The 19,180-nt window shown below is 68.7% G+C and carries 17 protein-coding genes, 3 pseudogenes and 1 riboswitch; of the genes and pseudogenes, 12 read left to right on the plus strand and 8 right to left on the minus strand.

The window, feature by feature from the left end:
* The first annotated feature begins 10 nt into the window (after nt 1-10).
* On the plus strand, nt 11-841 hold the full coding sequence (locus ACYUED_RS43035; protein ID WP_491289823.1) for a response regulator: 831 nt from the start codon (nt 11-13) through the stop codon (nt 839-841).
* A gap of 277 nt (nt 842-1,118) precedes the next feature.
* On the opposite strand, the gene ACYUED_RS43040 is transcribed toward ACYUED_RS43035, so the two are convergent.
* The 5 genes from ACYUED_RS43040 to ACYUED_RS43060 all read right to left on the minus strand — a co-directional run bounded on the left by ACYUED_RS43040 (nt 1,119) and on the right by ACYUED_RS43060 (nt 7,050).
* Nucleotides 1,119-2,462 (minus strand): D-arabinono-1,4-lactone oxidase, encoded by a 1,344-nt coding sequence (locus tag ACYUED_RS43040; protein ID WP_491289824.1) that lies wholly within the window; start codon nt 2,460-2,462, stop codon nt 1,119-1,121.
* A gap of 44 nt (nt 2,463-2,506) precedes the next feature.
* Nucleotides 2,507-3,778, minus strand: a complete 1,272-nt coding sequence (locus tag ACYUED_RS43045) for an MFS transporter (RefSeq protein ID WP_491289825.1) — start codon at nt 3,776-3,778, stop codon at nt 2,507-2,509.
* A 42-nt stretch (nt 3,779-3,820) separates the two neighbouring features.
* The gene (locus ACYUED_RS43050; protein ID WP_491294702.1) at nt 3,821-5,023 is read right to left on the minus strand and encodes an amino acid deaminase/aldolase; all 1,203 of its coding nucleotides are present in this window, start codon (nt 5,021-5,023) and stop codon (nt 3,821-3,823) included.
* A 112-nt stretch (nt 5,024-5,135) separates the two neighbouring features.
* Nucleotides 5,136-6,002, minus strand: a complete 867-nt coding sequence (locus ACYUED_RS43055; RefSeq protein WP_491289826.1) for an SDR family NAD(P)-dependent oxidoreductase — start codon at nt 6,000-6,002, stop codon at nt 5,136-5,138.
* 76 nt (nt 6,003-6,078) lie between these two features.
* Nucleotides 6,079-7,050 (minus strand): SMP-30/gluconolactonase/LRE family protein, encoded by a 972-nt coding sequence (locus tag ACYUED_RS43060; RefSeq protein ID WP_491289827.1) that lies wholly within the window; start codon nt 7,048-7,050, stop codon nt 6,079-6,081.
* A gap of 143 nt (nt 7,051-7,193) precedes the next feature.
* Here ACYUED_RS43060 and ACYUED_RS43065 point away from each other — a divergent pair, with 143 nt between their 5' ends.
* Nucleotides 7,194-8,735 (plus strand): succinic semialdehyde dehydrogenase, encoded by a 1,542-nt coding sequence (locus ACYUED_RS43065; protein ID WP_491289828.1) that lies wholly within the window; start codon nt 7,194-7,196, stop codon nt 8,733-8,735.
* 40 nt (nt 8,736-8,775) lie between these two features.
* Nucleotides 8,776-9,582 carry a class II aldolase/adducin family protein gene (locus tag ACYUED_RS43070; RefSeq protein ID WP_491289829.1) on the plus strand — a complete coding sequence of 269 codons (807 nt, stop codon included), beginning with the start codon at nt 8,776-8,778 and terminating at the stop codon, nt 9,580-9,582.
* A gap of 138 nt (nt 9,583-9,720) precedes the next feature.
* On the opposite strand, the gene ACYUED_RS43075 is transcribed toward ACYUED_RS43070, so the two are convergent.
* The 3 genes and pseudogenes from ACYUED_RS43075 to ACYUED_RS43085 form a co-directional block, all read right to left on the minus strand.
* On the minus strand, nt 9,721-10,311 hold the full coding sequence (locus tag ACYUED_RS43075) for a TetR/AcrR family transcriptional regulator (protein WP_491289830.1): 591 nt from the start codon (nt 10,309-10,311) through the stop codon (nt 9,721-9,723).
* A gap of 50 nt (nt 10,312-10,361) precedes the next feature.
* Entirely contained in the window at nt 10,362-10,793 is a 432-nt protein-coding gene (locus ACYUED_RS43080) for a hypothetical protein (RefSeq protein ID WP_491289831.1), read from the minus strand.
* 87 nt (nt 10,794-10,880) lie between these two features.
* Nucleotides 10,881-11,090: pseudogene (locus ACYUED_RS43085) on the minus strand (MFS transporter); the annotation flags it as partial.
* 16 nt (nt 11,091-11,106) lie between these two features.
* Here ACYUED_RS43085 and ACYUED_RS43090 point away from each other — a divergent pair.
* The 9 genes and pseudogenes from ACYUED_RS43090 to ACYUED_RS43130 all read left to right on the plus strand — a co-directional run.
* Nucleotides 11,107-11,322, plus strand: a pseudogene (locus tag ACYUED_RS43090) (transposase); the annotation flags it as partial.
* 362 nt (nt 11,323-11,684) lie between these two features.
* Nucleotides 11,685-11,846, plus strand: a pseudogene (locus ACYUED_RS43095) (pirin family protein); the annotation flags it as partial.
* A 1,166-nt stretch (nt 11,847-13,012) separates the two neighbouring features.
* A complete protein-coding gene (locus ACYUED_RS43100; RefSeq protein WP_491289832.1) occupies nt 13,013-13,909 on the plus strand; it encodes a TauD/TfdA dioxygenase family protein in 897 nt (298 codons plus the stop codon).
* Nucleotides 13,906-14,802, plus strand: a complete 897-nt coding sequence (locus tag ACYUED_RS43105) for an ABC transporter permease (RefSeq protein ID WP_491289833.1) — start codon at nt 13,906-13,908, stop codon at nt 14,800-14,802. The genes ACYUED_RS43100 and ACYUED_RS43105 overlap by 4 nt, the downstream gene beginning before the upstream one ends.
* The gene (locus tag ACYUED_RS43110; RefSeq protein WP_491289834.1) at nt 14,799-15,530 is read left to right on the plus strand and encodes an ABC transporter ATP-binding protein; all 732 of its coding nucleotides are present in this window, start codon (nt 14,799-14,801) and stop codon (nt 15,528-15,530) included. Before ACYUED_RS43105 ends, ACYUED_RS43110 begins: the two co-directional genes overlap by 4 nt.
* Before the next feature lie 49 nt (nt 15,531-15,579).
* Nucleotides 15,580-16,638, plus strand: a complete 1,059-nt coding sequence (locus tag ACYUED_RS43115) for an aliphatic sulfonate ABC transporter substrate-binding protein (RefSeq protein ID WP_491289835.1) — start codon at nt 15,580-15,582, stop codon at nt 16,636-16,638.
* Nucleotides 16,635-17,960 (plus strand): LLM class flavin-dependent oxidoreductase, encoded by a 1,326-nt coding sequence (locus tag ACYUED_RS43120; RefSeq protein WP_491289836.1) that lies wholly within the window; start codon nt 16,635-16,637, stop codon nt 17,958-17,960. Before ACYUED_RS43115 ends, ACYUED_RS43120 begins: the two co-directional genes overlap by 4 nt.
* The gene (locus tag ACYUED_RS43125) at nt 17,953-18,138 is read left to right on the plus strand and encodes a hypothetical protein (RefSeq protein WP_491289837.1); all 186 of its coding nucleotides are present in this window, start codon (nt 17,953-17,955) and stop codon (nt 18,136-18,138) included. The genes ACYUED_RS43120 and ACYUED_RS43125 overlap by 8 nt, the downstream gene beginning before the upstream one ends.
* Before the next feature lie 17 nt (nt 18,139-18,155).
* Nucleotides 18,156-18,518, plus strand: a complete 363-nt coding sequence (locus ACYUED_RS43130) for an ATP-binding cassette domain-containing protein (protein WP_491294704.1) — start codon at nt 18,156-18,158, stop codon at nt 18,516-18,518.
* Between the two features lie 264 nt (nt 18,519-18,782).
* Nucleotides 18,783-18,891: riboswitch (SAM riboswitch) on the plus strand.
* Nucleotides 18,892-19,180: the final 289 nt, after the last annotated feature.

Here is a 19,180-nt window from a genome sequence, read left to right on the forward strand (position 1 = left end):
CATCGCCACCATGGGCAAGGACCGGAAACTGCGTGCCTTCCTCAACGCCTGCCGCCACCGCGGCATGCGGGTGTGCCGCGCCGACGCGGGGGCGACGAAGGCGTTCACGTGCAGCTACCACGGCTGGTCCTACGACACCTCCGGGAAGCTGATCAACGTCCCCAACGGAGGGGACTGGTTCCGTCCGCGTCCTCTGCGACCCGGACGGCGGCACGGTCTGGCGGGCGCAGCTGCCATGCTGACGGGCCGGCCCACGCGGATCGCCGTCGTGGACGACCACCCGGTCGTCCACGACGGCGTCGCTGCGCAGCTGAACGGATATGCCGACATGGCCGTCGTCGGCCACGCCGAAACAGGCGCCGCCGCCGTTGAACTGTGCGCGCGAGAACAGCCCGACGTGGTCCTGCTCGACCTGCGCCTCCCCGACCGCCTCGCCGCCGACGTCGTCCCGGCGGTGCACCGGGTCAGTCCCGACAGCCGCGTCCTGCTCTTCACCGCCTTCCCCGAACACGCCGCCGTCGCACCAACGCTGGCCGCTGGAGCCAGCGGACTACTCGTCAAGGACGCCGGCGGCACGGCCGTGCGCGACGCGATCCGCAGCGTGGCCCGCACCGGCGCCTTCCGCGCCGACCTCCCCGACCCCTCCGCGGCTCCCGTCACCGCGCGCGAGTACGACGTGCTGCGCCTGGTCGCGGCCGGATACACCAACCCGGAGATCGGCGACGAGCTGAACCTGTCGGTCAACACCGTCAAGAGCTATCTCCGGGAAGTGATGCACAAGCTCGCCGCCCGCAACCGGGCCCACCTCATCGCCAACGCCCGCACGCATGGCCTGCTGTGACAGAGGAGGAGGGGACAACGGCACCTGTCGGTCGCGCCGGTCGGGCACGCTCCTGTGCCTGCATGGTGGCGAGGACCACGACATGCCGGGTGCCATCACCGAGAAGCCTCTCCAGCAGATGCGCCGTCAGCCCGTCGCTGCCCAGATACTTTTGAAGGTCATCCAGCCAGACGACACAGCGCCGTTCCTGCTGAACGACTTCCACCGAAGTCAGCTGTGTGGAGGACGTGGGTTTAACTCCCACTTTTCTGTAATGAGAGCTGTGGACAGGGCCGGGTCAGTCGCCCAGGACTCGTCGCAGGTATGCGTTGCCGAAGCGCCGATCCGGATCGAGGCGGTCACGCAGTGCGGTGAATTCACCGAAGCGTGGATACGCCGCCGCGAAGTAGTCGGCGTCACGTGTGTGCAGCTTGCCCCAGTGCGGGCGTCCGCCGTGCGCGGTGAAGATGCGCTCCGCCGCGGCGAAGTACTCACGGAAGGGCATGCCCCGGTAGGTGTGGACGGCGATGTATCCGCTCTCCCGGCCCGACGCCGTGGAGAGGGTGATGTCGTCCGCGGGTGCCGTACGCACTTCGACGGGAAAGCTGATCCGCAGATCCGAACGGTCGACCATGGCCTTCACCTCGCGCAGGGCGTCGATCAGTGCCTCGCGCGGGAGGGCGTACTCCATCTCGATCATCTTCACGCGGCGCGGGGAGGTGAAGACCTTGTACGGGATGTCCGTGTAGGTGCGGGCGGAAAGAGCCCGGCTCGACACCCTCGCCATGGCCGGGACGCCGGCGGGCACGGCCCGCCCCAGCGAGTTGACTGCCTGGAAAACACCGTTGGAGAGAAACTCGTCCTCGAACCAGCCTCTGAACCGGCCCATCGGGGCGAGCGGACCTGTGCTGCGGTTGTTGCGCAGGGTGTTGCAGTTGTCGGTGTGCGGGAACCAGTAGAACTCGAAGTGCTCGTTGGCCGCATGGAGTTCGTCGAAGGTCGCGGTGACCCTGTCGAACGTCATCGGTTCGTCGCGCGCGGTGAGAAGGAACAGCGGTTCCACGGCGAACGTGATGGCACTGACAACCCCGAGCGCACCCAGCCCGATGCGCGCAGCGGCGAACACGTCCGGGTTCTCCTTATCGGAGCACGTGAGCAACGAGCCGTCCGCCGTCACCAGTTCAAGGCCGCGTATCTGGGCCGAGATCGCGGCTGAGCTGCGGCCCGTGCCATGGGTGCCCGTACTGGTCGCGCCGGCGACGGTCTGCTCCATGATGTCGCCCATGTTGGTGAGTGACAGGCCTTCCCGGGCCAGGGCGACGTTCAGGTCCCTGAGCCGTGTGCCCGCTTCCACGGTCACGGTTCCGGCCTCCCGGTCGATGGCGCGCATACCGGTCAGGCGGTCGGGCCGTATCAGCACGCCCTCGGTCGCGGCAGCGGCGGTGAACGAGTGGCCGCTGCCGACGGGCTTCACCGGCAGGCCCTCCTCGGCCGCCTCGCGCACAACGGCGCAGAGCTCATCGACCGAGGTGGGTGCGGTGTCCCTCACCGGGAGGGCCGTGACGTTCCCGGCCCAGTTCCGCCACACACTCCTGTTCGCACGGTCCTTGCCCGCGTGCGCGCCGTAGCGGGTCGTTGCCACGTCCTGCTCCTCCTCGGTGAGGTGGGCGGTGGTGCCACGCGTATCTAACGGACGGAACGGATGCGGTAGACGAGGACCGCTCCGACGGCGGCGGCCGCACCCACGAGAACGAAGAGAAGCGGGTAGCCGGGTTCCGAACTGATGATCGCTCCGGCGATCAACGGGGCGATCGCCGGGGGAACGACCGAGCCGATGTTCATGATGCCGAGGTCCTTCGCCCGGCTCTCGGCGTCGGGGAGCACTTGTGTGATCAGCGCCTGGTCGACGGCCATGTACGCACCGAAGCCGCCGCCCATGAGAGCGGATGCCACCATCATGACGGTGAGGCTTGGGGCGCTCGCCAGCAGGAAGCCGGAAGCAGCCTGGAGCAGCGCCGCCAGGGCGACGAAAATCCGTCGTCGGCCGAGGCGGTCGGACAGCACACCCGCGGCGGCGGTGGCCAGAAGGCCGGCCAGGAGATAGAGAACGGTGCAGACCAGCAGGCTGCCGGCCGGATCGGGGACCTTGAGGCCATCGCTGAGGAAGTAGAGCGTGTAACACGTGCCCAGCGAGTTCGCCAGATTGACCAGGAGCCGTCCACCGAAGGCCCAGGCGAATTCCCGGTTCCTGAGCGAGCTGCCCATCGATGCGAGCATTTCCCCGATGCTGAGCGGCGCCTCGACGTTGAAGGCGATGTCGCGATGGGCGGCCAGGAACGGCACCAGGCAGATGATCAGCAGGACCGCGATGACGGTGAACCCGGACATGGGGGAGAGTCCGAAAGCCGACACGAGGGCGATGCCGACGACCACGCCGAGGGCCTGGGGACCGTAGATGGCACTGGAGATCATGCCGCGCTGGTCTTCGGGAACGCGGTCGGCGATGACGGCGGTGAGCCCGGCGGTGGCTGCGCTGAGACCGATCATGCTGGCCGCCCACGCCACGACCACACCGGTCACACTGGTCTGCGCGCCGGTGACGATCAGCCCGACGGCGAAGGCGACAGCGCCCGCCGTCAGCCAGAGTCTGCGCCGGCCGAAGCGGCTGCGGGAACGGTCGCACAGGGCGCCGCACAGGGGCAGGGCGACGAGTGCGACCAGCCCGGAGACACCGTTGACGACGGCGAAATCGTAGACCTTCGAGGCCGGATCGATCGCCTCCAGCTGCTGGGGGAGCAGCAACTGGAGGGGGACGAGGTTTGCCATCCAGAAGCCGAACCACACCAGGCCGTACAGACTGGTCCAGCGGCGCGAGACGGGCGCGGCCGGTCCCTGGGCGGTGGCCGGGCCGAGGGGGCTTGCAAGGGCAGGAGCGGGGGAGTTGAAGTCGGGGAGCATCGGGCCTCCGGGAGAAGGTGGGCCGCGGATGGGGGAGATGGGTCAGAGGAAGGCGTGTCCTTCACCCCGATACGTGGGCGCCTGGCCGACGATTTCGCCGCCGGACACCAGGTGGAGGGTGTTCACCCGCTCGCACAGTTCGCCGGCTTTGGCGTGCCGGAACCACACGTGGTCGCCGAGGCGCAGCCCCTGAGCTGCCGGACCGAGCACGGGTGTCTGCACTTCCCCCGCTCCTTCCAGCGGGTTCATCCGCAGGCCCCGGGGCCAGCTGAGAGTGGGCAGACGGTCGCGGCCGGGTGGGCCGGAGGCGACCCAGCCGCCCCCGAGTACGGTGGCGATCTTGTCCGTGGGACGGCGTACGACCGGCATGACGAAGTAGGCGGCGGGCCGGGGACGGAAGCGCCGGTAGAAGTCGAACAGTCCCGGTCCGTACAGGCCCGAACCCGCGCCGATCTCGGTGATGACGTGCTCGGCCGAGGTCTGCTCCACGGAGCCGGTGCCGCCGCCGTTGACGAACTCCAGCGGGGCGACGGTCTCGACGGCGGCGATCGCGGCGGCGCGCCGGTCGGCCAGTTCACGTGCCGACAGACGCTGCATGGCACGGAGCGCGACGCGCTTGAGAGGGGATCCGGGCTGGTTGTCCCCCATGCCGGCGATCTGTCCTTCGTACGACATGACCCCGGCCAGGTGGAACCCCTGACGGCTCTGGATCGCCCGGGCAAGCGTGACGGCCTGGTGCGGGGTGTGCACGGGGGAGCGGTACGGGCCCAGGTGGATGCGCCCGCCGGCCAGTTCCAGGGAGGCGTCCAGATCGATGCACAGCCGCAGCGGGGTGCGGGCGGCACCGACGGCCTCGTCGATGAAGTCCAGCTGTCCGACGGAGTCGATCATGAGGGTGATGCGTGAGGCCGCCCGCTCGTCCTTGGCCAGCTGCTGCAACGCGGCGCGGTCCGCGGTCGGGTAGCCGATGACCACGTCCTCGTGGTCCTCGGCCAGCCACAGGGCTTCGGGCAGGGTGAAGGCGAGAATGCCCCGGTAGCCCTGGCGCTTCAGGACGCGCTGGATCAGGTCGCGGCTGCGGACCGACTTGCTGGCCAGGCGGATCGTGGCGCGGCCGCCCGCGCGGTGCACCAGATCGTTGGCGTTGGCGTCGAAGGCATCGAGGTCCACCACGGCGAACGGCGGATCCAAGTGCTGGGTGGCCCGCTCCAGTTGGGCCATCCGGACCTCGCTGAAACCGGCCATGGCGGAGGCGGCCGATTTCACGTCCGGCCAGGACGCCACATGTGCGCTCACATCCGCACCCTTTCTCGGTAGTTCAGTGGACCGGCCTGGTAAGCGGCGGCCGGGAACCGCGTCAGACGGTCGAGCCGTCCGAAGGCCGCGCCGCATCGGACCGGCGGCGGCCCGTGGGGGCGATGATCCGCTCTCGTTGCTTCCTCCCCTTGGCCTCGGCGAGCGGGATCACCCACCGCATCAGGCGGGGGAAGACGCCGGCGATCCGCTGGACACGTCCGCCCAGGGGAGGGAACACCACCTCGACCGGTTTGGAGACGATCGCGTCGACGACGGTCTTGGCGATCTCCTCCGGTGCGTAGGACTTCTCGGCGAAGGAGATGGCGCATGCGGGGTCGGCCAGTTCCTGCTCAAGCATGTCCGTGCGGGTGGACGGAGGATGAATGATCGTGAAGTCCAGTGGCCCGTCGCGTTCTTCCAGGGCCACGCTGTGGTGGAAGGCGCGCAGCCCGTGCTTCGAGCCGCAGTACGTCGCGTATCCGGGCAGCGGGAGGAACGACGTCATGCTGCAGACGGTGATGATGTGGCCGCGGCCCTGCGCGGTCATCCGCTCGATCGCCGTGCAGGTGCCGGTGATGGCGCCGAGCAGGTTGACCTCCAGGATGTCGCGGTGCTGTTGGGGGCGGAGGTCACTTGCGTGGCCGGTGTGGGTGATGCCGGCGTTGTTGATCAGTACGTCGACGGCTCCGAACGCGGCCTGCGTCGCTTCGAAGGCCTTGACCCACGCCGCCGGATCCCGGATGTCCAGGACGCAGCCGGCGGCCCGGCTGCCCAGACTGAGCGCCCTGGCCTGTACGGCCTGCTCGTTGACATCGGACAGCATCACGCGGTGACCGCGTGCGACCGCCAGCTGCGCGATCGCGGCCCCGATGCCGGAGGCCGCGCCGGTGACGAGAAGGACCCGGCTGTTTTCAGACGCTTCGCTCATGGCCAACAGAGTCTCCTGGTCGACTGTCCAAGTCAACTGTCCGACACGAGATTGTCCTCGGTTGTCACCCGGGGATTCACAGCCGGAGCATCTCGATGCGGCCGCCGTTCAGCTCTGCGGCGCGGACGGGGTCGTCGGTCGGCACGGTCGCGGCGAACAGGGTTCGCCCGTCCTGACCTGCGACCAGGCAGCTCAGGGTGTTCTGGCTCGTCGTCACGCGGTCGAGGACGCGGCCACCCTCGGCCACGCGCACGCATTCGCCGCGCAGTGCGTTCGCGATCCACATCGTCTCGCCGTCGCTGTGCCAGGCGATGCCGTCGGGGGCGATCGGTGAGGCGGAACGCTTGGCGATGGCCGGGTGGTCCAGCAGCGCCGAGATCCTGCGGGTGATCCGGCCGAGAAGCCCCGGATGGTTCACCGCATGCCACAGGAACGGCGAGATCAGCGGGGCCCAGGGGCGCGGCTCCCCGAGTGTGCCGTCGGGGAGCACGGGGAAAGCGGTGAGCCGCATGGCCAGGGTTTCGGCCGCCACCATGGTGGTGCCGTCGGCCGTCAGGACGCATCCGTTGGGGAAGAGCACCGGCTCGGTCACCCCGAGCAGGGTCCCGTCCGCAGCCAGGCACGCGATCGGTGCCTTCGTCGGGCCGGGCGGCGCGTAGAGCATGGCGTTGGCGTGCTCGCGGGCGAACGCGTGGTAGTCGAAGCCGAAGTTGCCCACGTACGCACGTCCGTGCGGGTCGACGAGCATGTCGTTGACCGGGCCGCCGACAAGGTGCCGCAGATCCGCGTGCTCGACGAGCTCGCCGTCTGTTTCCAGCCGGTACACGACGCCTCCGTCCATGGAGGCGACGAGCATGCGCCCGTCCGGAAGCCAGCCGAGTCCGCCGGCCCGACCGGGAACCTTGAGGACCGTCTCGGCCTCTCCCGTGCCGTCCCAGCGGTGCACCGTGCCGTGTGCCAGGTCGGAGAACCACAGGGCTCCCTGATGCCAGCGCAGTGACTCGGGAACGCCGAAGCCGCTCAACGCGACCGATGTCGTCCGTTTCATTCCAGCCGCTCCTTGGTGTGGGGCCTTCGGTGCGATGTCTCTGTCGCACAACAAGTTGGTCATGTGTACAAGACGCTTGACTTGTACGGGCGACCGTCTCATTCTGGGCAAACCGAAGTCAACGTTCCGGCAGGAGTTTTTCCGTGGCTCAGACTCGATCGCTCACGTCCGACGGCGCCCGGGCGGACGCACCCATCGCAGTGGACAACCCGGCCACCGGAGCAGTGGTCGGCCACGTCGCAGACGCGTCGGCGCAGGAGGTGGCGCAAGCGGTCGCACGAGCTCGGCGGGCGCAGCCGGGCTGGGCTGAACTGAGCTCCCGAAGTCGTGCGGAATTCTTCACGCGCGGTCGCCAGTGGCTGCTGACTCACCGGCAGGAGATCCTCGACTCCATCGTCGCGGAGAACGGCAAGACCGAAGAGGACGCGATCGTCGAGATCGTCTACTGCGTCAGCGCCTTCGCCTACTGGGCCAAGCGCGCACGGCACCTCCTCGCCGACACGAAGATCCGCTCGCTCTCGCCGTTCGTGCTCGGCCGCAGCATGTACACCCGGCGGGTCCCCCTCGGTGTGGTCGGAGTCATCGGCCCCTGGAACAACCCGTTGATCAACTCCTTCGGTGACGCCATCCCGGCCCTGGCTGCCGGCAACGCGGTCGTCCTCAAACCGTCCGAGTACACGCCGCTGACCGCGCTGCTCATGGAGAAGATGACCCGTGAATGCGGCTGGCCCAAGGACGTCTTCCAGGTCGTGACCGGCGCCGGCGCCACCGGCCAGGCCCTGGTCGACACCGCCGACTTCGTGATGTTCACCGGATCCACGAAGACCGGCCGGGCCGTCGCCGCGCGGGCGGGCGAACGGCTCATCCCGTGCTCACTCGAACTCGGCGGCAAGGACGCCCTGATCGTGCTGGCCGATGCCTCGCTGGAACGGGCGGTGAACGTCACCCTCCACGGTGCTCTGTGCAACGGGGGGCAGATGTGCACCTCGGTGGAGCGCGTCTACGTCGAGGAACCGGTGTACGACGCGTTCGTCGCCAGGCTGCGCCAGCGGTTCGAGGAGGTCACCGCCGGCAGGCCGGCAGGGCTGGGCAGCACCGATGTGGGCGCCATGACCTTCCCGCCCCAGATGGCGATCGTCGAGGACCACGTCAAGGACGCCGTGAGCCGAGGAGCGCGCGTCCTCGTGGGGGGCCACGCCGCCCCCGGCCCGGGCCGGTTCTTCGAACCCACGCTGCTCGTCGATGTCGACCACACCATGAAATGCATGCGTGAGGAGACCTTCGGACCCACGCTGCCCGTGATGAAGGTCGCCAGTGCCGAGGAGGCCCTCCAACTCGTCAACGACAGCACCTACGGCCTGCAAGCCTCCATCATCAGCTCGAACATGAAGCGTGCCCGACACCTCGCGGAGCGTCTCGAGGCAGGCTGCGTCACCATCAACGACGCCCAGACCAACTACATGGCCTTCGGCCTGCCCATGGGCGGCTGGAAGGAGTCGGGCCTCGGCGTACGGCACGGCGCCGAAGGAATCCGCAAGTACACCAGGCTCCAGGCCGTCAGTGTGAACCGCTTCCCGACCCGCCGCGACCTTCACATGATCCCGTTCGACCCCTCGGCCTACCGGTCCATCCTGCGCCTGGTGGACCTCATGTACGGCAACCGCCTGCGCCGCCGGAGCAAGTAACCGCGCCATTGCCCACCAGATCACGAAAGGCCAGATCCCGATGACCACGACAGCCGCCGCCCCGCACATGTCCGTCGGCGCCATGCCCGAGGGCGTCACCCTGCCGCTGCCCCAGCAGAACCTGAGCACCGAGGAGGAGCGTCAGGTCCGCAAGCAGGAACTCGCGGCCGCCTTCCGCCTGTTCGCCCGCTTCGGTTTCTCCGAGGGCGTGGCCGGACACATCACGGCCCGCGATCCGGAGAACCCCTCGGCCTTCTGGGTCAACCCCTTCGGGATGTCGTTCAGCCAGATCCGCGTCTCCGATCTCATCCTCGTCGACCACGAAGGCAAACTCCTGGAAGGCAAGCGCCCGGTCAACAACGCCGCCTTCTGTATCCACTCCGAGGTGCACCGGGCCAGGCCCGACGTGGTCGCGGCCGCGCACACCCACTCCGTGCACGGCAAGGCATTCTCCAGCCTCGGCGCACCGCTGGACCCGATCACCCAGGACGCCTGTGCCTTCTTCGAGGACCACGGCATCTACTCGGACTACCGCGGGGTCGTCAACGACACGGAGGAAGGCCGGAAGATCGGTGTGGCGCTGGGCGACGCCAAGGCGGTCATCCTGCAAAACCACGGACTGCTCACGGTCGGGGCCTCCGTCGCCGAGGCGGCCTGGTACTTCATCACCATGGAACGCTCCTGTCAGGCGCAGTTGCTGGCCATGGCCGCGGGTGAACCGAAGCTCATCGATCCGGAGACGGCACGGATGGTGAGGGACCAGGTCTCCGGCCCCCTGCCAGGCTGGTTCCAGTTCCGCCCCCTGTGGGACCAGATCACCGCGGAACAGCCCGACCTGTTCGACTGACCTCACGCGCTGACCCTGGGAAGCCACGTCGGGTGGGTGCGGCTGCTACGGCCGCCGCACCCACCCGACGTTCTGGTATGGCCACCGTGCGACGGGGGGCGGCCAGTGTCCATGAGCGTGTGCTCACGGGCGACTCACTCACGCGTCCTTGGCGGCGAGGCTCATGAGGTGCTCGCCGGTCAGGCGGAGCACCTCGCGGGTGTTCTCGCTGTTGCGGTCGGCCAGCCAGCACAGCGTGACGCCGTCCAGCACCGCGTTGAGGTAGCGGGCCAGAACGGGAAGGGGCACGGTCCACTTGATGCCCGTGCTCTCGGCGGCTTCAGCGAGGAGCTGCTCGTGGACTTCCAGGTAATGCTCGTACTGCCGCCGGGCCAGATCCTCAAAGCCCTCCTGGCGCAACGCGTAGTGGGTGAGCTCGTACCCCACCTGGTGCTCTCTCGGACTGAGTTCAACCCCCTCCCAGAAGGTGCAGAGGCTCTTGGCGATGCGTGCGCCGAGGTCGCCCTCTCCCTCGAACACGTCCCGGGCCTTGGCCACGCCGCTGTCCGTGATGCGGGTGATGACTTCCTGGAGGAGTTCCTCACGTGAGTTGAAGCAGTAGTGGAAAACGCCCAGCGGCATCTTCGCCTCGTTGACGACAGCGCGTGTCGTGGTCTTGACGACTCCGTCGCGGACCATGACACGGAACGCCGCGGCGATGAGTTCTTCCCGCCGATCCTTCGCTGCCATGCGAGACATTCGGTCCACCGTTTCATCAAGAGTGAAATGCTCACTCCATGCTAACCGGCGTCTTGGACGATCGACCAACTGTAATTTCGGTCGTCGGAGTCGAGGGCGTACATCTCGTCCGTGGGCTTCCAGGCAGTAGCCGGCGTGGGCCTGGTCATCGCTGTCGATGCCCTCGTCCACGAGCCCACGAAGTACTGGTCCTTGCTGATGCCGACGCGGTGGTCCATCAGCTCCGCGGAGTAGCAGTCCTTGCCGGAGATGTCCGGGTAGCCGTCGGGCCGGGGCCCTGGAGTGGGCCCGGCGGTGGCGTCAGGGATGGTGATGCTCGTCGAGGGCGCGGCGGGCGAGGTCGTAGGCCATGCCGAGGGCGGCGACCGGCGCGGGACGTTCATCAGCCGGTGGTGCGGCACCCCGGTCGGACAGCAGATGTCGTCGATGAACTGGTCGAGCGGCGGAGCGGGTACCCGGCCGACGTATTCCATGGGTTGAGTGTGGCTGTCGGGTTCTTCACCGCATCAAGTACAGGGCGGTACGGCCCGTTCGGTGCCGTACCGCCCTTCCGTGATGGGTCAGACGGCGGGTTCGGCGGCCGGCGCGGCCGCGGTTGCCTCCGCCTGTGCCGCGGCGGCCCGGCCGGGCAGGGTGAGCACGGCCAGGAATCCGGCGACCGCCACGGCGGCGAAGAAGTAGAAGCCCCAGGGGTGGCCGATGCCTGACGCCACGAGGGCACCGGTGATCGACGGGCCGACGATGGAGCCGATACGGCCGATGCCCGAGGCGGGCGCAGGCGAGCACTACCGGCTGGTGACCACGCTGCTCGATGCCCGTCGCTATCCCGCCCGCCAGCTGGCCGCGCTCTACCAAGAGCGCTGGGAGGCGGAGGCTGTCTTCGCCGAACTCAAGACCCATCAACGTGGAGCGCACGTCGTGCTCACCAGCAAGACGCCCGACGGCATCCTGCAGCAGATCTGGGCCCACCTGCTGGTCCATCACGCGCTGCGTGAGCTGATGGTGAGACCAGTCAGCCCCGCGTCGTCAAACGCAAGATGTCCAACTACCGGCTCAAACGGGCCGAACACCACACCTGGCCGCAACCCACCCGCACCGGCACCCGAGCAGTCCGCATCCAACGACCCCAACCGGCAACGACGTAACGCAACGGCATTGGGCTTAACGGGCGTTGCTCACGTGGGCAACCGCATGCGCGAGTCCGTCGGAGATCAGTCCGACATACAGGGACCCCTTGCCAGCCAGTGTGACGGGGGCAAACAGGCGTATAACGACCTGCCCAAGTGACACTCTGATGCTGACTTTTGCTGACTTTGCAGGACTCGAACGGCCCTGACCTGCGGAAACGCCGAGCGATGCAATGGTTCTGGAACTGGATCGGGCGGTCCCAAGAAGAGATCGTCCAGGCGCGTCGGGACTGGATGGAGGGGGCAAGGTTCGGGGAGGTGAAGGGCTATGACGGCGCTCCGCTGCCTGCCCCGGAACTGCCGCCGCTGCCGTTGAAGCCGCGCGGAAGAGTGCGCTGACCTGCAGGATTTCCCGAGCGTGGGGCTGCCCTGACGAATGAGGGACGATCAAGTGATGCTTGCTCCGGTCGTCCGCTCACGGGCAGGCAGTTCACCACCCTGCCGTCTCGGGCCAGTGCGCTGGCGACTCCAGCGTGTGGCAGTCTGCGGGCGACTGTGGCAGAGCCTTTGCTGACCTTTGCTGCCTTGGTTGACGTGCCGCCAGGTTGGGCTGCGAAGTTCTGCACATCTCTCTGCCGCAAGAGTCGAACGTCGTCGGTGCGGTGACGGTTGGACCATCGCCGAACCAGCGCGCCGTTGAGCAGCGTGCCGGTGCGGGATGGCGGTCTTCGTATTGCCGTCTTGTGGAGATTCAACAGACCCCGCTGTCGTCGCTCATTGCCGATACCGCTGCTTTGCGGGGCGGCGCGAGGGGTGCGTGGCGGAACTCCACCAGCAGGTTCTTGGTCTGCTGACATGGCGCAGTGCTCTGCCCAGTTGGAAGAGCCGGCGACTTGCCTGCCCACCCTCGTAGGCGGACAGGCGGAAGTGGGTCCCTGGCCAGGCGGGGGACCCGGTCGGCGATGCCGCGCAGATCCTCGACGGTGAGCCGAGGCCGAGCAGCTCGCGGATGGCGCGGACGTGGTCACCTCGTCCGCTCCGTACCGGCGTTGGTCGGTGGCCGTACGCTGCGGTGGGGGCAGCAGGCCGCGCTCCTCTGTCCGCGATGCGAGACCTGTCCGGAAAGTTATTGACCCATGTGGTGGACGTCTGCTGAACTCCCGTGCCATGAACCCGCGCGTGGAGCTCACTCGGCGGCGCCACATCGATCTGGCGCACGTCTCCAGCGCGTTTTGTTGTTGCTGACCCGGTAAGTGGTCCCCGGCGGCAACCGGTGCGCGTCGTGCGGAGGCGGTCCGAAACCGCCCGTAATGCAGCGCCGCCCTGTGGGATCGCCGTGTCCGCCTCCTGAGCGACTGCTCCTCCGGCCTCACCTCTTCCGCGCGCTCCGCACAGGCTGAGGTTCGGTCTCCCCTGCGTCGCCATCGCACCGACTGCCCGATCCCCCGTTGATCGGCTCGCGAGTCGGCCGTTCACTCACGCTCCCCGCTCCCCGCTCCCCGCTCCCCGCACGGAGCACCCAGCTCTCAGCTGTGCGCCCACTTCCTCCCGAGAAGGGCTCCCTCATGTCTGTGTCCATCCGTAAGCTCACCGGCCGCATCGGCGCCGTCGTGGAGGGCGTCGACCTCACGGCGACCCCCGATCTCTCGACGGTCACGGCGCTCCGTGACGCCCTCAACGAGTACAAGGCGATCGTCTTCGATCACGTCAACCTCGACAACGCCGGCCAGGAACGCGTGGCCCGGTGGTTCGGCGAACTGACCACCGCCCACCCCAACGTGCCGGCCGCCGACGGCACGACGAACGTGCTCGCCGTCGACAGCGAGACGTCCAAGGCCAACGAGTGGCACACGGACGTCACCTTCGTGATCAACCCGCCGCAGCTCACCACGCTCCGGTCGGTCGTGACCACGCCGTACGGCGGCGAGACGCTCATCGCGAACGCGGCCGCCGCCTACCGCGACCTGCCCGAACCGCTGCGCGCCCTCGCGGACACGCTGCGCGTCGTGCACACCAACCAGTACGACTACGCCCGCCCTTCGGCCACGACGGCGCAGCAGCAGGGGTACGACCGCGTCTTCGTCTCGACGCCGTTCGAGGCCGAGCACCCGGTCGTGCGGGTTCATCCGCTGACGGGCGAATTCGGGCTGTTCATCGGCGGGTTCGCCAAGCGGATCGTCGGCCTGTCGAGCAGCGACTCGGCCGATCTGCTGCGCCTCCTCCAGTCGTACGTGACCCGTCCGGAGAACATCCTGCGCTGGGCCTGGTCCCCGAACCAGCTGCTGATCTTCGACAACCGGATCACCCAGCACTACGGGGTGGACAACTACGACGACCATCCGCGCCGCCTCAACCGGGTAACGGTCGCCGGAGAGGTGCCGGCCGGTGCCGACGGCCGCCGCAGCGAGCAGCTCGTCGGCGATGCCTCGCACTACAGCAGCGTGCTGGCGGTGGCCGCATGACCGTAGTCCGCATCCCGGCCCTGCCCGTTACCAAGGGCCCGGCCGTCGAGACGACGAGAGCGCAGGAACGCGAGGTGTTCCTGCCGCGCGACGCCCGCCGCCGGACGACTCCGCTCACCGCGCTCCGCGAGCGCCTGCGCTGGCCGCTGGGCATCTACACGACCCCGGTCGTGATCCTCATCGCCTGGGAGGTACTCGCCCGGGCCGCAGTGGTGTCGAAGACCTACGCTCCGGCGCCGACCTCGATCGTGAAGTCCGCCGCCGACCTGTGGCAGCAGGGCGTCCTCGGGCCGGACCTGGCCATCTCGCTGCAGCGGGCCGGCATCGGTCTCGCGATCGGGCTGACGGTCGGCATCGTCACCGGGGTGCTCGGCGGGCTACTGCGCAGCGGCGAGTACCTGTTCAACGGCCTCGTGCAGGTGCTCAACACCATCCCGCTCCTCGCGGTGCTGCCGCTGATGATCGTGTGGTTCGGCATCGACGAACTCACCAAGGTGCTGCTGATCTCCTTCGGCGCCGGTGTGCCGATGTATCTCAACCTGTTCGCCGCGATCCGGGGCGTCGACCAGCGGCTGATCGAGATGGCGCGGACGACGGGCGCGGGCACCTGGCGTCTGGTGACGCGGGTGCTGGTGCCCGGGGCCCTGCCGGGGTTCCTGGTCGGCCTGCGGTTCTCCCTCGCGTACAGCGTGTTGGGCCTCGTCGCCGCCGAAACGGTCAACGCCGACAAGGGACTTGGCTTCCTCATTACTCAGGGGCAGACCTATCTGCAGACCAACCAGGTCTTCGTGGGGCTGGTGATCTACTCGCTCCTCGGTCTGCTCGCCGATCAGTTCGTCCGGGTTCTCGAGCGGGTGCTGCTGCGGTGGCGACCCAGTTATGAGGCGTCATGAGCAGCACGATCGCGACCGAGGCCCGCCGGCAGACCGGGGTTGTCGTCGAGCAGGTGGTCCGTCGGTTCGGTGACCGGGTGGTGCTCGACCACCTCGACCTCACCATCGCCGACGAGGAGTTGGTGATCCTGCTCGGTCCCTCGGGTTGCGGCAAGAGCACCCTTCTGCGTCTGCTCGCCGGACTGGACCGGCCCGACGGAGGGCGGGTCGAGGTCCCGGCACGACGTGCGATCGTCTTCCAGGCCGACCGGCTGCTGCCGTGGCAGCGGGTCCTGCGCAACGTCACCCTCGGCCTGCACGGACCCGACGCGGAACAGCGAGCCCGCGAGGTGCTCGCCGAGGTCGGCCTCGCGGGCCGTGAGAAGGCATGGCCCAAGGAGCTCTCCGGCGGCGAGGCCCAGCGGGTGTCGCTGGCGCGAGCCCTGGTGTCGGAACCCGAACTCGTGCTGCTCGACGAGCCGTTCGCGGCCCTGGACGCCATCACACGGCTGCGCATGCACGACCTCGTACGGGCCCTGCGGACCAGACACCACGCCGCCATGCTGCTCGTCACCCACGACGTCGACGAGGCGATCGCCCTGGCGGACCGCATCGTCGTCATGAGCGACGGCCGCATCGGCACCTCGCACGAGGTGCACCTCTCCGCCGCGGACCGCGAAGCGAGCGTCGCACGCGAGGAACTCCGCGCCCGGCTCCTGGAAGATCTCGGCCTCGCCGGCCAGCACTGACCTCACCGAACACACACCCTCACCCAGCACAGAAAGCACACCACATCCCATGCGTAAGAGAACCAGCAGACTCATCGGCGCCGCCGGCTCGCTCACCCTCGCGAGCACCCTCGTCGCCTGCGGATCGTCGTCGTCGGACACGGCCGCGCCGCTGAGCAACGCCGCCGACGCGAGCGACGCCAAGCACACCGAGTGGAGCAAGTACACCTTCACCATCGGCGACAACGGCGGTGACGGCAGCCAGGAGTTGGCGAAGATCACCGGCGTGTTCGACAACGCGCCCTACAAGGTGAAGTTCGCCCGGTTCACCTACGGCCCGCCGCTCGTGCAGGCCGCCGCGTCGGGCGACATCGACCTCGGCAGCGTCGGCGACGTACCGCCGATCACCGGCGCAGCGAAGGAGTACGGCTTCAAGGTCGTCGCCGTCAACCGCTCGCTCACGCCCGATCAGGCGGTGGAGAACATCATCGTGCCGAAGGGCTCGACACTGAAGTCGGCCGCCGATCTCAAGGGCAGGAAGATCGCTGTTCCGCAGGGCAGTTCGGCCCACGGCCTGGCCCTGAACGCGCTGAAGAGCGTCGGCCTCACCCCCAAGGACGTGAAGCTGGTCTTCCTCGACCCGGCGGCCGGCGCGACGGCGTTCAACACGGGCAAGGTGGACGCCTGGTCGATCTGGAACCCGCAGTCGGCGATCGCGGTGAAGAACGGCGCGCGGATCCTGGTGAAGGGTCTCCCGCCGATCGACCAGACGAGCAGCTACTACGTCGCCACTGACACCTCGCTGAAGGACAAGACCAAGCGTGCGGCTCTCACGGACGTCCTGAAGAGGCTGTCGCGGGAGTTCGCCTGGGCCGTCAAGAACCCCGACAAGTACGCGCAGGCGCTCTCGAAGGAGCAGGGCATCCCGCTGGCCGACGCCAAGACGTCCCTGGCCGCCTACTCGAACCGGGTGACCCCGGTGGAGCAGTCGGACATCGAACTGGAGCAGAAGCTCGCGGACGCCTTCCTCGACGCGGGCCAGATCACCAAGAAGGTCGACGTCACGTCGATCACCGACAACCTCCTCCCGGCCGGTTACGACAGCTCCAAGCTGAAGGTCACCTCATGAGCGGGGGACGGCGGCTCCACCTCAACGCCTTCCTCATGGAGGCGGGGCACCACGAGGCGGCGTGGCAGCTCCCGCACAGCAACCCCCGGGCGGACTTCGACCTGCGGCACTGGATCGAGCTGGCGCAGCTGGCCGAGAGCGCCAAGTTCGACTCGTTGTTCCTCGCGGACGGCCCGGCCCTCATCGGCACCGGCGAGTTCCGGCCGCCGGGCCAGCTCGAGCCGCTGACCCTGCTGACCGCGCTGTCCCAGGCGACCAGCAGGATCGGCCTGATCGCGACCGTGTCGTCGACGTACAACGAGCCGTACAACCTCGCCCGCCGGCTCGCGTCCGTCGACCACGTCAGCGGCGGCCGCGCCGGCTGGAACATCGTCACCTCGGCAGGGGCGGACGAGGCGGCCAACTTCGGCCTCGACGACCGCCCCGGCCACGCGGAACGCTACGCCCGTGCCGACGAGTTCCTGAAGGTCGCCAAGGCGCTGTGGGACAGCTGGGAGTCCGAGGCCGTCGTCGCGGACAGGGCCACCGGACGCTACGCCGACCCCGGTCGGCTGCACCGGCTCGACCACCAGGGCAGGTACTTCAAGGTGGCCGGCCCGCTCAACGTCGAGCGCCCGCCGCAGGGGCACCCGCTGCTCGTCCAGGCCGGCTCCTCCGAGGACGGCAAGGACTTCGCGGCCCGCCACGCCGAGGCCATCTTCACCGCCCACACGACGTACGAGCGCGCGGCCGCCTTCTACGCCGACATCAAGGCACGGACCAGGGCCACGGGCCGCGACCCGGACGGCGTGATCGTCCTGCCCGGGATCGTCCCGTACATCGGCTCGACCGAGAAGGAGGCCCGGGCGCTTGCGCGGCAGTTCGACGAGTTGCGCGTTCCGGAGTACGGGCTGCGTCAGCTGGCCGCCGTGTTCGAGACCGAGCCGTCGGTCTTCGAACTCGATGAGCCCCTGCCGGACTTCATCCTCGCCAGACCGAAGCTGGAAGGCTCGCAGAGCCGCTCCGACCTGATCATCGATCTCGCAGTGCGCGAGCAGCTGACGGTCCGGCAGATCATCTCCCGGCTCGGCGGCGGGCGCGGCCACTTCGAGTTCGTCGGCACACCCGAGCAGATCGCGGACACGATCACCGCCTGGTTCGAGGGCGGTGCCGCGGACGGGTTCAACATCATGGCGCCCGCCCTGCCGTCGGGTCTCGCGGCCTTCGTGGAGCATGTGCTGCCGATCCTGCGCGGCAAGGGGCTGTTCCGCGAGGAGTACGAAGGCACGACCCTGCGCGAGCACTACGGGCTCCCGGTCCCGGCGAACCAGTTCCATGCCTGACCCGCTCGCGACTCCCGCCGCTTTCCGGAGCGGCGGGAGTCCGCCCGCACTGCGGGTCGAGGGCCTTCGCAAGACGTACGAAGACGGCTTCACCGCGGTCGCCGGGCTCGACCTGGAGATACCGGACGGCGCCTTCTTCGGCCTGCTCGCCCGAACGGCGCCGGGAAGACCACGCTGATCGGCTCGCTGTGCAACATCGTCCGACCCACCGCAGGCACGCTCTCCGTCTTCGGCCACGACCACCGCAGCCGTCAGGCCCGGAGGCGCCTCGGTCCGGCCGCTCAGGAGATCAACGTCGACCGGTCCCTGTCCATCCGGCAGATCCTGATCTACCACGCCGAATACCACGGCATCGGCCGGAAGGCGGCCGCCCGGCGCGCCGACGAACTGCTCGCCCTGTTCCGCCTCGACGACAAGGCCGATGCACGCGCCTACGAACTCTCCGGCGGCATGCAACGGCGCCTCGTCCTCGCGCGGGCCCTCATGCACCGGCCCCGCCTGCTCATCCTCGACGAGCCGACGGCCGGTGCCGACGTCGAGCTGCGCTCGGAGATCTGACGGGTCGTCCAGGGCCTCAACTCCGCAGGCACCACTGTGCTGTTGACGACTCACTACATGGAGGAGGCGGAGACCGTGTGTGGCGAGATCGCGCTGCTGCGCGCGGGCCGGATCGTCGACCGCGGCTCCGCCGCCTCGCCTGGAGGCCGCCGGAGCGGCCGGCCGGATCCTGGACCGGACGGCCCCCACCGCTCGCCTGCCTTTCCATCTGCTGGACCGGCGTTGACAAATGTTCGGGCCGTTGTTTTAACTACCGTTCAGAACGGTCATGAGCGTCAGCGACAAGCCCTGGCTTGCTGACCGGCAACCCTCCCACCGCGGTGGGGTGCCCCAGGTGACGACCCGGCCGATGAAGTTTCGGTAAGCGCGAGGCCCACAGGGCCGGAAGAGTGACGGTGACGCCATGTACGCAGCTCCCAGGACGGCCGCACGCCGCTCCCAGGGCTGCGTCCCGTCGTATGCGAACCTGCTCGTCGGCGATCGTGCCGTCGATCTGCTCCGCGTGAACAGCGCACTGTGTACCGCACCGGCCCGCGCCCGCTGTCGGGGCTGACCTCTCTCAGCAGCCCCCGCACTTCCTGACGAACACCGCGACCGCGGTGTGCCGTCGTCCTCCCCGCCCCCGGTACCCGCCGTCGCGTGCGCCGCCGCATGCCGCCGTG

Source organism: Streptomyces sp. DF42 (genome assembly GCF_058267695.1).

Excerpts from the sequence above, each read along its gene's own strand:
- ACYUED_RS43035 (WP_491289823.1), top strand. The coding sequence starts at position 11 with ATGGGCAAGGACCGGAAACTGCGTGCCTTCCTCAACGCCTGCCGCCAC.
- ACYUED_RS43045 (WP_491289825.1), bottom strand. The coding sequence starts at position 3,778 with ATGCTCCCCGACTTCAACTCCCCCGCTCCTGCCCTTGCAAGCCCCCTC.
- ACYUED_RS43050 (WP_491294702.1), bottom strand. The coding sequence starts at position 5,023 with ATGGCCGGTTTCAGCGAGGTCCGGATGGCCCAACTGGAGCGGGCCACC.
- ACYUED_RS43055 (WP_491289826.1), bottom strand. The coding sequence starts at position 6,002 with ATGAGCGAAGCGTCTGAAAACAGCCGGGTCCTTCTCGTCACCGGCGCG.
- ACYUED_RS43060 (WP_491289827.1), bottom strand. The coding sequence starts at position 7,050 with ATGAAACGGACGACATCGGTCGCGTTGAGCGGCTTCGGCGTTCCCGAG.
- ACYUED_RS43070 (WP_491289829.1), top strand. The coding sequence starts at position 8,776 with ATGACCACGACAGCCGCCGCCCCGCACATGTCCGTCGGCGCCATGCCC.
- ACYUED_RS43075 (WP_491289830.1), bottom strand. The coding sequence starts at position 10,311 with ATGGCAGCGAAGGATCGGCGGGAAGAACTCATCGCCGCGGCGTTCCGT.
- ACYUED_RS43080 (WP_491289831.1), bottom strand. The coding sequence starts at position 10,793 with ATGGAATACGTCGGCCGGGTACCCGCTCCGCCGCTCGACCAGTTCATC.
- ACYUED_RS43100 (WP_491289832.1), top strand. The coding sequence starts at position 13,013 with ATGTCTGTGTCCATCCGTAAGCTCACCGGCCGCATCGGCGCCGTCGTG.
- ACYUED_RS43105 (WP_491289833.1), top strand. The coding sequence starts at position 13,906 with ATGACCGTAGTCCGCATCCCGGCCCTGCCCGTTACCAAGGGCCCGGCC.
- ACYUED_RS43110 (WP_491289834.1), top strand. The coding sequence starts at position 14,799 with ATGAGCAGCACGATCGCGACCGAGGCCCGCCGGCAGACCGGGGTTGTC.
- ACYUED_RS43115 (WP_491289835.1), top strand. The coding sequence starts at position 15,580 with ATGCGTAAGAGAACCAGCAGACTCATCGGCGCCGCCGGCTCGCTCACC.
- ACYUED_RS43120 (WP_491289836.1), top strand. The coding sequence starts at position 16,635 with ATGAGCGGGGGACGGCGGCTCCACCTCAACGCCTTCCTCATGGAGGCG.
- ACYUED_RS43125 (WP_491289837.1), top strand. The coding sequence starts at position 17,953 with ATGCCTGACCCGCTCGCGACTCCCGCCGCTTTCCGGAGCGGCGGGAGT.